The sequence below is a fragment of the Parablautia muri genome (genome assembly GCF_009917485.1).
GTDB lineage: Bacteria > Bacillota > Clostridia > Lachnospirales > Lachnospiraceae > Suilimivivens > Suilimivivens muri.
In genome coordinates this window covers 21,902-35,717 of record NZ_QZDT01000037.1, presented here as the reverse complement: position 1 = coordinate 35,717, position 13,816 = coordinate 21,902, and the positions used below count along the sequence as shown (strand labels likewise).

General features: G+C 40.3%; 19 protein-coding genes. 10 read left to right on the top strand and 9 right to left on the bottom strand.

The features are described from left to right. Window positions 1-87 precede the first annotated feature (87 nt). On the bottom strand, window positions 88-777 hold the full coding sequence (locus tag D5281_RS17780) for a DUF2249 domain-containing protein (RefSeq protein WP_016283294.1): 690 nt from the start codon (window positions 775-777) through the stop codon (window positions 88-90). 65 nt (window positions 778-842) lie between these two features. On the opposite strand from D5281_RS17780, the gene D5281_RS17775 reads away from it, so the two are divergent. After that, window positions 843-1,547, top strand: a complete 705-nt coding sequence (locus tag D5281_RS17775; protein WP_004070543.1) for a Crp/Fnr family transcriptional regulator — start codon at window positions 843-845, stop codon at window positions 1,545-1,547. A gap of 60 nt (window positions 1,548-1,607) precedes the next feature. On the opposite strand, the gene D5281_RS17770 is transcribed toward D5281_RS17775, so the two are convergent. The 4 genes from D5281_RS17770 to D5281_RS17755 all read right to left on the bottom strand — a co-directional run bounded on the left by D5281_RS17770 (window position 1,608) and on the right by D5281_RS17755 (window position 3,749). Then, entirely contained in the window at window positions 1,608-2,111 is a 504-nt protein-coding gene (locus D5281_RS17770) for an HD domain-containing protein (RefSeq protein WP_004070544.1), read from the bottom strand. 84 nt (window positions 2,112-2,195) lie between these two features. Continuing rightward, the gene (locus tag D5281_RS17765; RefSeq protein WP_160561436.1) at window positions 2,196-2,477 is read right to left on the bottom strand and encodes a TIGR04076 family protein; all 282 of its coding nucleotides are present in this window, start codon (window positions 2,475-2,477) and stop codon (window positions 2,196-2,198) included. Continuing rightward, complete coding sequence (locus tag D5281_RS17760) at window positions 2,474-3,292, bottom strand: pyridoxamine kinase (RefSeq protein WP_004070546.1); 819 nt, start codon at window positions 3,290-3,292, stop codon at window positions 2,474-2,476. Before D5281_RS17760 ends, D5281_RS17765 begins: the two co-directional genes overlap by 4 nt. Before the next feature lie 193 nt (window positions 3,293-3,485). Further along, the gene (locus tag D5281_RS17755; protein ID WP_004070548.1) at window positions 3,486-3,749 is read right to left on the bottom strand and encodes a hypothetical protein; all 264 of its coding nucleotides are present in this window, start codon (window positions 3,747-3,749) and stop codon (window positions 3,486-3,488) included. Between the two features lie 383 nt (window positions 3,750-4,132). Here D5281_RS17755 and D5281_RS17750 point away from each other — a divergent pair, with 383 nt between their 5' ends. After that, a complete protein-coding gene (locus tag D5281_RS17750; protein ID WP_120424604.1) occupies window positions 4,133-4,918 on the top strand; it encodes a helix-turn-helix domain-containing protein in 786 nt (261 codons plus the stop codon). Here D5281_RS17750 and D5281_RS17745 read toward each other — a convergent pair. After that, on the bottom strand, window positions 4,915-5,079 hold the full coding sequence (locus D5281_RS17745) for a hypothetical protein (protein ID WP_160258588.1): 165 nt from the start codon (window positions 5,077-5,079) through the stop codon (window positions 4,915-4,917). The two genes, D5281_RS17750 and D5281_RS17745, sit on opposite strands and share 4 nt — an antisense overlap. A 333-nt stretch (window positions 5,080-5,412) precedes the next feature. Here D5281_RS17745 and D5281_RS17740 point away from each other — a divergent pair, with 333 nt between their 5' ends. Both D5281_RS17740 and D5281_RS17735 read left to right on the top strand, forming a co-directional pair. Continuing rightward, a complete protein-coding gene (locus tag D5281_RS17740) occupies window positions 5,413-5,604 on the top strand; it encodes a hypothetical protein (protein ID WP_160561435.1) in 192 nt (63 codons plus the stop codon). A gap of 66 nt (window positions 5,605-5,670) precedes the next feature. Next, complete coding sequence (locus tag D5281_RS17735) at window positions 5,671-5,880, top strand: hypothetical protein (protein ID WP_160561434.1); 210 nt, start codon at window positions 5,671-5,673, stop codon at window positions 5,878-5,880. A gap of 899 nt (window positions 5,881-6,779) precedes the next feature. Here the strand turns inward: D5281_RS17735 and D5281_RS26995 are convergent. Beyond that, on the bottom strand, window positions 6,780-7,034 hold the full coding sequence (locus tag D5281_RS26995) for a tyrosine-type recombinase/integrase (RefSeq protein ID WP_334296622.1): 255 nt from the start codon (window positions 7,032-7,034) through the stop codon (window positions 6,780-6,782). Beyond that, a complete protein-coding gene (locus D5281_RS17730) occupies window positions 6,992-7,789 on the bottom strand; it encodes a tyrosine-type recombinase/integrase (RefSeq protein WP_330585131.1) in 798 nt (265 codons plus the stop codon). Before D5281_RS17730 ends, D5281_RS26995 begins: the two co-directional genes overlap by 43 nt. A gap of 83 nt (window positions 7,790-7,872) precedes the next feature. Here D5281_RS17730 and D5281_RS17725 point away from each other — a divergent pair, with 83 nt between their 5' ends. The 6 genes from D5281_RS17725 (at window position 7,873) to D5281_RS17700 (ending at window position 13,165) form a co-directional block, all read left to right on the top strand. Beyond that, a complete protein-coding gene (locus D5281_RS17725; RefSeq protein WP_160561433.1) occupies window positions 7,873-8,052 on the top strand; it encodes a hypothetical protein in 180 nt (59 codons plus the stop codon). Beyond that, window positions 8,049-8,345, top strand: a complete 297-nt coding sequence (locus D5281_RS17720) for a type II toxin-antitoxin system RelE/ParE family toxin (RefSeq protein WP_160561432.1) — start codon at window positions 8,049-8,051, stop codon at window positions 8,343-8,345. The genes D5281_RS17725 and D5281_RS17720 overlap by 4 nt, the downstream gene beginning before the upstream one ends. Window positions 8,346-8,405: 60 nt before the next feature. Then, window positions 8,406-9,074 (top strand): response regulator transcription factor, encoded by a 669-nt coding sequence (locus tag D5281_RS17715; protein WP_160561431.1) that lies wholly within the window; start codon window positions 8,406-8,408, stop codon window positions 9,072-9,074. Beyond that, complete coding sequence (locus D5281_RS17710) at window positions 9,071-10,084, top strand: sensor histidine kinase (RefSeq protein ID WP_160561430.1); 1,014 nt, start codon at window positions 9,071-9,073, stop codon at window positions 10,082-10,084. The genes D5281_RS17715 and D5281_RS17710 overlap by 4 nt, the downstream gene beginning before the upstream one ends. Before the next feature lie 110 nt (window positions 10,085-10,194). Continuing rightward, window positions 10,195-10,962, top strand: coding sequence for an ABC transporter ATP-binding protein (locus tag D5281_RS17705; RefSeq protein ID WP_160561429.1), 768 nt, complete (start codon window positions 10,195-10,197; stop codon window positions 10,960-10,962). Beyond that, window positions 10,952-13,165, top strand: coding sequence for an FtsX-like permease family protein (locus D5281_RS17700; protein ID WP_160561428.1), 2,214 nt, complete (start codon window positions 10,952-10,954; stop codon window positions 13,163-13,165). Before D5281_RS17705 ends, D5281_RS17700 begins: the two co-directional genes overlap by 11 nt. 164 nt (window positions 13,166-13,329) lie before the next feature. Here the strand turns inward: D5281_RS17700 and D5281_RS17695 are convergent, their stop codons facing one another. Continuing rightward, the gene (locus tag D5281_RS17695) at window positions 13,330-13,737 is read right to left on the bottom strand and encodes an iron chaperone (RefSeq protein WP_160561427.1); all 408 of its coding nucleotides are present in this window, start codon (window positions 13,735-13,737) and stop codon (window positions 13,330-13,332) included. Window positions 13,738-13,816 lie beyond the last annotated feature (79 nt).

Sequence of the window (13,816 nt, the reverse complement as noted above, 5' to 3'; positions counted from 1 at the left end):
TTACTCTGAGGTATTTTTTTATCAACCACCCTTCTTGGAATTCCCTATATTTGAATTATACAGGAAGCTCCCTATCTTTCTTTCCTGTTACAACACTTGCACTTCCTGATTTTTTTCGCCAAACTTTTCTTTTATCTCGGTGCAGATTTCTTCCCTGCTTATGCCTCTTTGTTCCTGCGTCTTAATCATCTTATACGCTTGAAAAAGCGGTGAAGGTCCAATTTCCGAGCTGAAAAATCCGATCCCCTGATTCCATGCCAAAAGTTCAAACACATCATCCAGCGCTGCGGATTCAAGACCATAAATATATGCCTTTACCAGTTCCCGCACAGCCTGCCTCATTCTTCCTGCGCCAACTGCATTTGTCAGGGAAAGGAGCAGACGCATTTCATAGGGGAGAGTGCGCTTCTCACTCTGCCATGTTGCCTGCCAAAAATCCGCCGCGATACGCCCTAAGTCCTCATCAATCATAGGATAATTCAGCAATGCAAGCGGACGGTATGGTGCAGAGCCTTCCGGCTCTTTTTCCTCTGTCCGGTAAAACCAGACATGAAACTCATTTTCTGCCAGCTTCTCTGTATGATGTATATACCCCAGCATATCCATCTCCTTATATAGCGGGTAAGGTTCAAAAGTCTGTATGACCTCAATTCCCTCCCCGGCTTTTAGCGTCATGGCACGTCTTTGTAAGCCGGGAAAGAAATTTCCCTGCACATGGCGTACATCCACTTTGAAGAAGTCTTTCTTTTTATCCTTCCATTCCTCGTACTTTATCATGATATCCTCCTTTATTTATTTTCTTGCTTTGGTGATTACATTATAGTAAAATAAGCAGAGTAAGTATGTTTGAATTCAAACAAAGAGGTGAGATTTTGGAAAAATTTTTAAACGTATTAAAAAAATGCCCGCTGTTTGCAGGATTATCCGATGACGAGATTTTAACCTCGCTAAAGTGTATCGGAGCAAAAGTCAGAAAAAACGCCAAAAATCAATACATCCTTCAGGCAGGAGATTGTACGGACTGTATCAGCCTGCTTGCGTCTGGGACTGCTTTAGTCATTCAGGAAGATTTATGGGGAAACCGGAACGTTATGACAAATCTTATGCCGGGCGACTACTTTGCCGAACCCTTTGCCGCCATTCCTGATGCAGTTCTCAGCGTCAGTGTTGTTGCGACAGAAAATTGTGAAATTGTGGAAATAAATATGAACCGCCTGATTACCATGTGTTCCGCTGCCTGCAGCCATCATAACCGCCTGATCAAAAACCTGATTACAGCTTTTGCCCAAAAGACACTGTTGTTTAACGAGAAGATAACGCACATGAGCAAGCGAAAAACACGTGATAAGCTGCTTTCCTATTTATCTGCTGAAGCAGCCAGACAAGGATCACTTTCTTTTGACATTCCCTTTGACCGCCAGCAGCTTGCCGACTTCCTCTGTGTAGAACGTGCAGCAATGTCTGTAGAATTATCAAAGCTGCAAAAAGAAGGGCTTCTGAAAACCTTTCATTCTCATTTTGAATTAAGTCCAAATGCCACAAATTAAAACAGGTCAATCTATACATAGCAGATTGACCTGTTTACAAAATACATATTTGTTATCAAATCAGCGGTTGCCTTCTGCAATCCCATAAACGGATTGCAGAAGCATTTTTCCTGATGATGTCTTAAAAACACAATCTATAACATTTCTGATATTGGCTTCCTGATATCCGGATTCGTCAGCATTAACCAAATAATCAGCTTCCAGCAAAATCTGGTAATCAATCCCGTCAACCTCCTGAAAAGTATGATGATGTGCGACCAAAAAGATGATACGGTTCACCATCTCGTTCGACAGCCCTGTACCCTTCAGGAATTCTTCAGCTAATACAGCGCCTTCTTTTTCCTGAAGTTTTCCATTTGTATTTCCGTATTTTTCCCGGCACAAAGGACACGCAATATCATGTATAATAGCCGCAATTTCTATTATTCTCTGTTCATCATCCGCTACTTTCTCACACTCTGCAATCGTTTTTGCATAGGCATACACTTTCATAAAATGATTGATATCATGAAGATTTCCTTTTGAATACTTTACCATTTTAACCATGATTTCTGAAACAGTCATATCATTTCCTCCTGTTATCTATACATCGTCTATAACCAATAGTCCACAAACTTACCAGTCACATCGTACAATTAAAAGCCAACCTTATGGCGAATCGTCATCCCAAACATCAATCCGTTCTATTTTAAAGACATTTAATGTGTCCACATCAGGGCAGGCAAAAACCGCTGTCCCCTTCTCCTGTCCGGGTATTTCGCCGCCGTATCTTAAAATATCAATATATGGAAATGCAACATGCATAGCCATAGGACAGAGTTTTCCACGCTCTGTATCAAAATCAAAACTATCACCTATTTTGTGACCCCTATGACATCCTTTCGTGCCTTTTTGATCAATCAATGTGATCTGGATTCCAGGTTTTTTCATATTTTAAGCACCTCCAACTCCTTCTCAATCGGTATTCCCTTATATATATCTGTATTGTTTCTATTGTTTTCAATCAGGCTGCTCACAGTGTCCATGGCTTTTTTTGTACTGTCATACAGGCTGTTTCCCTCCATCAGTTTTCCCAATAAAACGGAAGAAAAAATATCGCCCGTACCCGGAAACCTGACCGGAATGTTATAAAAAGGAATTGTAAATCTTTGTTTCGTTTTATGATCGAAGCCTGCAACCACATCTTTGCCATCCTGCTGAATGCTTGTGATGATTACCGATTTTGCGCCCATATTACCAAGCCTTTGAATCATTTCATCTACCTCCGAGATTGTTGCAGATTCATGATACTCCACTCCTGTAAGTCTGGCCGCTTCAGTATAATTTGGTACAATATAATCGGCTACTCCTACCAGTTTCTTCATATGTGCAACCGTTTGCTCTGTAACTCCATTGTACAGGGTTCCTTCATCTCCCATAATTGGATCAACAAATATCAGGGTTCCTTTCATGCTTTCCTTTCGACAAAATTCTTCTATGATTTTTACCTGCTCCTCTGAAACAATAAAGCCTGTCGCTATCACATCAAAGCAGAATCCCAATTCCTCCCATACTTTAATAGTGTTCTTCATATAATCTGTTGTTTCAAGAATATCGAATTTGCCATAATCCAACGTATTTGATACTAACGCAGTGGGAAGATTATATATTTGGTACCCCATATATGACATCAATGGAAGCATGACCGATAATGCCACCTTTCCATATCCTGCCAGATCATTTATCAACAATACTTGCTTGCCCATTTTCATCATGCCTTTCAGTTAATTCAATTCATCTATAATGAAATAATTATATGCAGGGAGCAGGTTTTCGTCAAGATTTGTGTATACAAGCACCAATATATACATTAAATATCCGCCACACTCCGGAATTTTATGGATTTCTGTTACGTGACTGCTTTTATTGACTTTACCCATTTCACTCAATCCGAAATTCTTATCCCCTGTTCTGCAACTCCCGTAAATGTCTAAGCTGAGCTTCGCTTAATGTTCTCGGTTTCCCAATCCTGACAAGATTTTTGGGTAAAACATAGGTCTTACTTACTTCCGTCCATGACTTTAACCTTATTACCTCTGGAAACTCTTTACATAGCTTATCCATTTTCCGTATCCATGCCAGATTAGCTGTGTAAATTGTTGCTTCGCTTTCATCTGCATTAAAGTTGATAACAACCTCCTGCTCATATCTTGATAATTTCATTCCATGCTCCTTTCTCCAGTACCGAAACTGGCACCAATCCAATTTAACGGTACCCTTCCGGTACCAAATAAATATACTCAATCTTGGGCGGTTTTCTATCATTGCTGTTTTCCCCTTGCTGTTTCCTGACAGGCAACCCTTGTCGGCACTGTGTCGTCCAATATTGGCGCTCAAATTTTCTTAAAATTGGTCTTGGCGGTTTATATCAGCTTGGACAGTCATTCAGTTGTACTGTCATTATCCAACAAAACGCCCTGCTTTCCCGTATATCCACCATGTCAGAAATCTTCCAAAAAACAGATTTTTTCTATCATGCTGGAAATTTTCGGTAGGAATCCGCCTGTTTGTGTGATATTCTGTTTTCGTAAAGGAGAGATTTATCTATGAAAACGCAATTAAGCATACAGGAACGCCTGAAAGACCTGCGTGTAGAAAAGGGAATGACTTTAGAACAACTGTCACAGCAGACAAAAATTCCTGCTTCCACGCTTGGCTCTTATGAATCTGATGATTATAAAGAAATACCCCATAGGAACATCATCGAATTAGCAAAATTCTATGAAGTATCAACGGATTATCTGCTTGGTATGACTGAAAACAGACAGCTTGACAACATTGCCCTGTCCAATCTGCACCTGAGTGACGCTGCCCTGACACTTCTCAAAGACCGCAAAATCAACACACTGCTCCTGTCAGAGCTTATCACTCATGAACAGTTCCGAAAACTCATGCTTGACTTGGAGATATATGTTGACGGTCTTGCTGATATGCAGATCAAATCACTTAATTTTGTGGTGGACACAAGCAGAAAGGCACTGATGAAGCGGCACAATCCTGATGAATACAACCTGCAATTAAACACGCTGAAAGCACAGCACCTTGAACTGAATGAATACTTTTCCCATGTGATTGATGACGATATGCACGCCATTATCAAAGACATCAGGAATGCCCATAAAGGCGATATTGATTCTGCCCCTCCTAAGACCATAACCGAACATTGGGAAGAAATTCTTGAAAAAGCTGAAAACTTTGCAGGCACTTCCAAACAGAAACTTGCTTACATATTCACCCAATTTCTAAAGATTAAACCAACCGAAAAGAATATTGATGATATGGCAGATATTGTGGATTTGTTACGCGATAGAACGCCATTTTGCCGGGGTTAGGTATAAATCCCTGTCCCCGGCAAAAGTGCGCCCGCAAAGCCGCATATAGCAAGGCTCTTTTTGCCCCTACTGCGTAACATGAGGGCATAAAAAAAGCGGCGTTCCTGTTCTCCCGTGTTGGGATAGAGAAACGCCGCGTATGCGTCGTATTCAGTTTTCATTTATTCTTTCTCAATGCTGTGTGCTGGTGGCTGGGCTGGCAGGGTTCCGGGCGGCATATCAAAGCTCTTTCCCTCAAAAGTAGTAAATTGGTAGTAAATTCAGCTTGAAATCCTGCTTGTATGCCCGTAAATCAAGTCTTTTTTGAGATAATCAACCATTTTGGCATAAAATTTTAATGGAAAGTTTTATTGACTTTTTTCTTTGTGCTTGTTAGAATGTAGATACAAAGAAAGTTTACCGCTGACCAATATGCGGTATATAAGTGGTTGGGTCGAAAGTATAGTCCTTCGCCGCAAGGTGGGGGACTTTTTTCCGTAGTGAGGTTGGAACGAATGAAAAAAACAGGGTTTTATATTATAAAAGACAAGTTTTTTGAGGATATGTCTGATCCATATCTCAAAGGCAATAAGGCAGGAAATAGACCACACTATTATTGCTTTGAAGATACAAGCAGAGGAATTTATTGGATGATACCCTTGTCCAGCCAAATTTATAAATATAAACGAATTGTAGAGAAGAAATAGAAAGCAGGAAAGCCCTGTGATATTATCCATATTGTGAAATTGGATGATAGCAGGCAAAGTGCGTTTTTGATACAGGATATGTTTCCAATAACAGAGTACATAGAGCGAGAATATACCATAGCCGGAAATCATTTGATGCTGACAAGTGAGCATACTGCTAAAGAGATTGAACAGAAAGCAAAAAAGGTTATGGGTATGCTGAAGCGTGGTGTAAAATTTATGCCAACGCAGCCGAATGTGATAGCCATATTAGAAAAGTTGAAGCAGAGCAAATAGTTGTTCTTTAGGAGTGTTAATTACATGGTGCTAGCACCATGTAGATATGGCAGTCAAGGGGAAAATCTGTGATACCCGCATGATACCTGTTTGCTCTGAAACTGCAAATACGGCGTGAAATATGGATATTATAGCTATGAAAACCCTTAAAAAACAATCAAATATTTAAAAATTATGTTATGGCTATAGGGAGTTCGAGTAACGGATAGAATCCCGGAAATGCTGATAAAATGAGTGCTTCCGGGATTGCTTTATGCCTGTTGGCTCTAAAATGGCTCTATTTATTTGATGAATACTGGATTTGGGGTGGATATCGTGATACCTGCAAGAAATCTAAAGAACTAATTGCCATTCATATATCTTCGTGTTACAATACATCTACGGAAAGTACCCATGACAGGATGGTAGCCTCCCGAGTTTATGAAAACCGGCGTGCCGGAATACATAGGAAGGGAGGTGGCGCCGATGACAGCTTTTGAAATCATTTCGATTTTCATTGGAATATTAGCATTGCTGATGTCCTTTGGTAGCTTAGTTGTTGCAGCCTTATGGAAAGCTATACATAAAGCCGCTTATGTATAGTGATTTATTATGGAAAGTCTTTTTCCTTTTTCCCATTTTTAAGGGAATCTTACGAAGAAAGACTTTCCATAATTATTAAATGAGTTCTTTTAACCATGCAATCAGATCAGCTTTTTCCTGCCTGTCAAATTTTTCTTCCGGAAGTATGGATGCAGATGCTTCTTCTATTGCCTTTCTTTTTATTTCCGGGTTAGCACGTGCATAGATTTTATGACAAGCTTTCCATAAAATCTATTATGGAAAGCAAAATATTATGGTAACTATCGCTGACAGATTCCCATATATAAGCGGAACCTGCCAGGATTTACTTTCCATAATTATTGCTTAAGTCCATTAAGCCAATCAAGGAGTGATTTATCCTCCGTCCAATCGGCTTTGGGTTTATCAGGCACTATGTCCTTGTCGGATTTCATTTTATCCAGTGCCGCTTTCTTCATCTTGATGCTTGTTTTTGAGTATATCTCAGTGACTTTCAGATCCGTGTGACACAGGAAGTCCCTTATGAAGATAGGATTTATATCTGCCTCTGTCAGGTGCATGGCTTTTGTGTGGCGGCTTTTGTGTGGTGATATTTCTGTAATGCCACATCCAGAAGCATATTTTTTGAGTAGATATATGCAATGCCCTGGCGTGTGAGTTGTTTCCCTTGTGAATTAAAGAACAGAGGATGCCCATAGTGGGCCGGGCCATCAAGCCCATGTTCAGACAGATACTGTTTCAATAGAGATACCGTTTTGTCCATCAGTGGGACGCTGCGGCTCTTTCTGCCCTTTCCGAACAGCTTTACCTGGGCAGGTGCATCAAGCCGTACGTTGCCGACACAGAGATCCGCAAGTTCCTGTACACGGGCACCGCTGTCATAAAGAAGGGTGGGCAGCATCTGGTCCCTGCGCCCTTTCCTTGTCGATGCGTCAGGCAGTGCCAGAAGTGTTTTGGTTTCTTCCTCGCTCAGGTATCCCATCTGCTTTTTGTCTGCCTTTTTATAGGGAATGGATAGGACCTGCTGGCATTGGAACATATATTCCGGAGTCTGGATCTGTATGTATCTGAACAGTGAATGGATGGCCGCAAGCCGCTGGTTACGGGTGCTTATGCTGTTGCCGCATTCAGCTTCCAGCCAGTTCAGGAAGCCGGATATCCTTTCCTTGGACATGTCGCTGACATTCAGCTTTTCAGGGTTGATCCCGAGCTGGTCCCTGAAATAGGTGAGCAGTTTCACATAGGTGTCCCTATAGGAAGATATGGTATTCCTGCTTTGGTTCCTTGCCATGGGCAGCTCGTCCAACAGAAAGCTGCTGAGGATCCGGGCAAACTCAGTCGTCTTCATACTCTGTCTTCACCTCCATATCCGGTATGATGTCCGCGTAGGCGGCATTCACCCTGCCAACGAGGTCCGGGAACGCCTCGGCCGTGAGCTTCAGATACCGCCCTGTGGCAGAAAGTACCAATCTTTTGGAGCGTTTTAAAAAGGCACAGGGGCAGGTACGCCCAGCCGTTGAAGCAATGCTTGAGGATGCAGAGCAGGCTGCATCCTCAGAGTCTGGTCATATTTCCTATGAAGATGTTTTTGGTGCGGAGGATCAGGAATGACAGACGTACGTTTTCTTCCGTCTGCAGCGAAATTTATCAATCAATTGAAAGATAAGAAATTGAAAATGCTGTATCAGGAAGCGGTTGATAAGATAAAAGAGGATCTTACAGTTGGGGAAGCCAAAACCGGAGATTTATCTGGGGTGTATGGGTATGATATTTATTATAATAAAACAAATTGTGAGCTGGCATATACAGTAGAATATCTGGAGGATAAGGTGACTGTTGTGATTATGGCCGGAACGAGAGAAAATTTTTATGATCAGCTGAAACAGTACATGAAAAGCATATAGGTTGTACTTACATAATGTTTGTGCCGCAAGGCGGCATGTTGGTGTCAGGGAGGTGTTTTCATGAAGCAGAAAATACTAATCATTGAAGATGATCTTACCATACAGGCGCAGCTAAAAACCCTTTTGTCTGGGAATGGATATGAGGTTCTTGCGGTTATAGATTTTTCCCAGACAATCCAGCAGGTAAAGGCTTTTGCTCCGCAATTGGTTATTTTGGATATAAAGCTGCCGGGGAACAATGGCTTTGAAATATGTTCGGAGATTCGCACTTTTTCAGATATTCCCATTGTGTTTGTGACAAGCAGCAACACGGATATGGACGAACTGAACAGCATTATGCTGGGGGGTGACGCTTTTATTACAAAACCTTACAACACTGCAATCCTGCTTGCAAAAATTGCTGCATTGTTAAAACGGGCATACCCTTCCTCGCAAGCAGAATTTTTCACATGGAACGGGGTAAGTCTGCATTTGGAAAGCAGCGTAATAGAATACAAGGAGCAAAAGGTAGAATTGACAAAAAATGAATTGAAAATCCTATACTATCTTTTTAAGAACGCCGGGAAAATTTGCTCCCGAAATGACATTGTGGACTTCCTTTGGGATAATCAGCTATATGTGGATGATAATGCCCTGAGTGTCAATGTTACACGTATTCGTGATAAGCTTAATAAAATCGGGCTTACCGATTTTATTAAAACAAAACACAGACAAGGATATACATTATGAGTGGAAGACTATATCTAAAAAATCAAGTACCGGCTATTCTTGTAAACCTTATAGGTATGTTGGCACTTGCCCTGTTTTTACTTGCAAGTGGAAACAGACTTCAAACTGTTCTGTTTATCTTTATAGTTTGGCTCATTATCTTAACCGCGTATCTGTCAGTTGTCTACTATGTGCGAAAAAGGTATCTGAATAAATTACTGGATATGACAGAACAGTTAGAAGAACGGTATCTAATACCGGAAATTATGACGATACCAGAGAAAGCAGACGAGCAGGTTTTTTATCAGATTATGAAGATGGCGGAAAAATCCATGCTTGAAAAAATAGGTGCAATACAGAATGAGCGAAAAGAATATAAAGAATATATTGAGCAGTGGATACATGAAGTAAAAACACCGATTACAGCAATGAAGCTGCTCTGTGAGAATAACCGTTCCCCCTTTGCCAGAGAGATACTGGCAGAGTTAGAAAATATCAATCAATATACGGAACAAGCACTTTATTATGCCCGAAGTGAACATACAGAGAAAGACTATTTTGTTCGTGAGATAGACTTATGTGATGTTGTGCATAGTGCAATCGCAGACAATAAATATCTCCTGCGCCAAAGTAATATGACGATTACAATAGAGGATATAGAAAACAGGGTTTACACTGATGATAAGTGGGTACGGTTCATCTTAAATCAGATGATAGGCAATGCGATAAAATATCGCACAGAACATCCTGCTTTGCATTTTTCTACAATAAAGACAAATGACAGGATTGTTTTGTCTATCAGCGATAATGGGATAGGCATTCCCAAAAGTGATTTACCCCGTATTTTTGAAAAAGGATTTACTGGCAGGAATGGGCGGACTGGAAAAAATTCTACTGGAATAGGTTTGTATCTTTGCAAGCGTCTTTGCGATAAGTTGGGAATAGGGCTTACTGCTTATTCGGAAAACAAAGGGACAACGATTGCGCTTTCTTTTCAGATGAACGATTTTGTTATCGGGGTGCAGGGCTGATATGTCCTGCACTTCTTACATGTTTGTAAGAACTTCGTAAGAAAACTTAATACAAAAAGGGAAGTGAACTCTTTACAATAAAGGTGTGAAACAGTAAGGAGGCTTATCAAATGAACACAATTTTGAAACTGGAGCATATCCAGAAATACTATGGCAATGCCGGAAATATTACCAAAGCCATTAAAGATATTAGCTTTTCCGTTGAAGCCGGGGAATTTCTCGGCATTATGGGTGCGTCCGGCTCTGGAAAAACAACGCTGCTCAACTGTATTTCCACCATTGATACAGTAAGTGCGGGGCATATTTTTTTAGAGGGAATAGATGTGACAGAAATCAATCCCAAATCCCTTGCCCGTTTTCGCAGGGAAAATTTGGGGTTTGTATTTCAAGATTTCAATTTATTAGATACATTGACAATTTCAGAAAACATTGCGCTGGCATTGGCAATCAATCACACACCTGTCGGGAGAGTAGAATCCCGTATTTTGGAGATAGCTGGGAAGCTGAATATCAGTGATATTCTAAACAAATATCCCTATCAGGTATCAGGAGGCCAAAAGCAGCGTTGCGCCTGTGCAAGAGCGATTATCAACAATCCCCAACTCTTATTAGCAGATGAACCGACTGGGGCATTAGACAGCCATTCCTCACAAATGCTGTTGTCCACAATCCAAAGTATCAATAAGCAGCTCGGGGCAACCATTCTTATGGTAACGCATGACGCTTTTACCGCCAGCTATGCAAGCCGTATTCTCTTTTTGAAAGACGGAGAAATTTTTATGGAACTGTGTAAAGGTAATGACAGCAGAAACGCCTTTTTTGATAAAATTCTGAATGTCCTTACTATCATTGGAGGGGGACAAAGCCATGTATGCTAAACTTGTTTTCAGAAATGCAAAGCGGTCCGCAAAAGATTATTTGGTTTACATTGTCACAATGACAATCTGTGTTACCCTGTTTTATGCGTTCTTATCTATTTCCAGCAGCTTCTATAATCCGGATATAGGCAGTGAATATGATTTTACTCTGTTAAGCGATGGAATGAAAGCGGCAATCTGCATGATAACATTGCTGCTGTTATTCTTGATACGGTTTGTCAATCATTATATGCTCCGGCAGAAACAAAAAGAGTTTGCCATTCAATCTATCATGGGAATGGAACAAAAAACGATTGGTAGAATTTTCTTTGCAGAAATGCTGATTATGGGACTGGTTTCGATTTTGGCTGGTATTTTTTTCGGCGTATTCTGTTCCCAATTTATAACGGCAATGCTCCTTACTGCTTATGGAAAACCCTATGAAATATCATGGACTTTATTTCCAGATACAGTTTTATGGACGGTGGTATTTTTTGTTTTCAGTTTTTTAGTGGTAGGAATTTTCAATACCCGCACCATTCAGAAAACAAAAATTATTGACATGCTTTCCGCAGAAAAAGAGAACGATCCGGAACTCAAAAAGAGCCGTTGGATTTTTGTTATGGTAATAATCCTTGAACTATTTACTGTATGGGCATTTATTACAGGAGTCATAAAAGCTCTGTTCTTTTATGATTCCCGTTTCCCAATTCCTGTGCAGTTCATGTATTTTGGAAATATTCTTTTTCCTGCTGCTACTTTGGGGTGGTCTTTCTTATGGCTGTTTAAGAAGAAAAAATGGAACTTTCAAAAACTGCTTTGCGGTTTATTAGCCTGTTCTGTATTAAATACTTTTGCGGCAGTAAGTGTACCAGCGCTTACCAATCAATATTATCTTCCGTTAGGAAGCGGAATGCTGAGGCAATATTTGTTGTTTGCATTGATTGACTTACTTTTTTTCATTTGTGTATTGATTTATCTTGCCAGCTGCTTTATTGTCATGTGGAAAGAAAAGTCACCGGAACACAGATATAAAGAGGAAAATCTGTTCTTTTTGGGGCAGATTATATCAAAATTAGAAACAACCAGTAAAACCATGACACTAATTTCGGTAACTTTTGTACTTGCTATTTTCCTGTTCATTGCTGCGCCCATTTTGACGGGATGGGCTTTTGGCTATCTGGACATACGCTCTATGTACGATGTACAGATTTTTTCACAATATAACGATGTACATGACGAAAAGGAGCTGCTACAGGATAATTATGAAATCGTTACCGATTTTCTGGATGAACATGATATTGAAACCGCGTATGACTGCACATTCAATTTGTATCTGCCAAAGAAAGAAGATTTTAGCCATCGAACGAAATATGATTTTCCAATTGTGGCAATTTCTTTAAGCGATTATAATGCCATACGTAAAATGTTGGGATATGAGCAGATTTCTTTAGGAAAAAATGAATTTGCAACACAGTGGAAGATAATAGCAGCGGAAGAAGAAAGAAAAAATTTTCTGTCAAAACATATAGATGTTTTGACAGACGGAGGTACATTGAAAATTTCCGAGCAGCCTTATTACGAGGAAGCAATGGGAGAAACGCTTTATAACTCCTATACAGATGTCCTTTATGTATTTCCGGATAATATCTGTAAAAAGTTACTTCCGGTCATGCGGAACCGTTATATTACAACAACAGAAAAAATTTCTTACGAAAATGCGTGTGAACTGGAAAGACTTTTTACAATAGAATATCCAGAGCAAACAGAAAGCGGCGTTGCGTATGGTGTGCGTTTCAGTACGCTGCAGACAAATAGTGCAATCGCAAATAACTTTATCTTGCAAACAGGAATGATTTATGGTGCTGTTGTGCTGATGGTAATTTGCCTTACAGTACTTTCTTTACAGCAGCTTTTAGACGCAGGACAATATAAATACCGCTTCTGTGTACTCCGAAAATTAGGTGTAGAGGAAAATCATATCAGTCAACTTATCTTGAAACAGTTGAGTGTCTGGTTTGGACTTCCAATTATCGTAGCAATTATTGTAGCTGCTGTTGTGGTTGGTTATTTTATCCAGACTGTATCAGCCGAAATCTCTGCGTATATAGGGCTTGCCGCCTTGATGCTGCAGATTGGGGCAACAGTGGGGATTTTGGTAATCTTGTTGCTTTGCTATTTTATAAGTACATGGGTTATCTTTAGGCACTCTGTTAATTCATAGTGCAGCTTATAGCAAACCCAGCCGAGCCGGTCAACTGCCAAGATGAACAGTATCACGGAAATCAATTTTCAAAGTTGCTTTCCGTGTGCAGGTATGAAGTGCAATTGAAGTCATTAAAAAATGAAATTATAATGGATAAAGAAACATAAGGAGATGCCAGCAATTTATGCATGGTTTCCGGTATCCAGACACCAACGGGCGATTCTTTTTATTAATTCAGCATCAACTTCTCCATATGGGATACGTATTGTCCCTTTATCCACACTATAGTTTTTCAGTTCTTCTTTAAAAGCTTTCACCGCTTCAGGGCCAGGATAGAAACCGATATGTTTTTTGGAAACGGCAAAATGGAGGATGTTGTGTTTTTTCCAGTACGTTGGCATACTCCATGAAATACGTTCCTCCGCCTCCGGCAGTGCCTGCTGCAGGGTTTGCCTTATTAGAAACAGGTCAGCCTGCTTTTCCTCATCCTGACGCATGATATATTCTTCAACTGTTTTAGGCTTTTCACCACAATAATGATTTTGGTTCATGTTCTTAAACTCTTTTCCGCACTTTGGACATTTCCACATAATGACCGGCCTCCAGGTTTTTTCATTCATCCTACCATGACGGCCTGCCTTTGGCAAGATTCGATGGGGAATGGGCAGA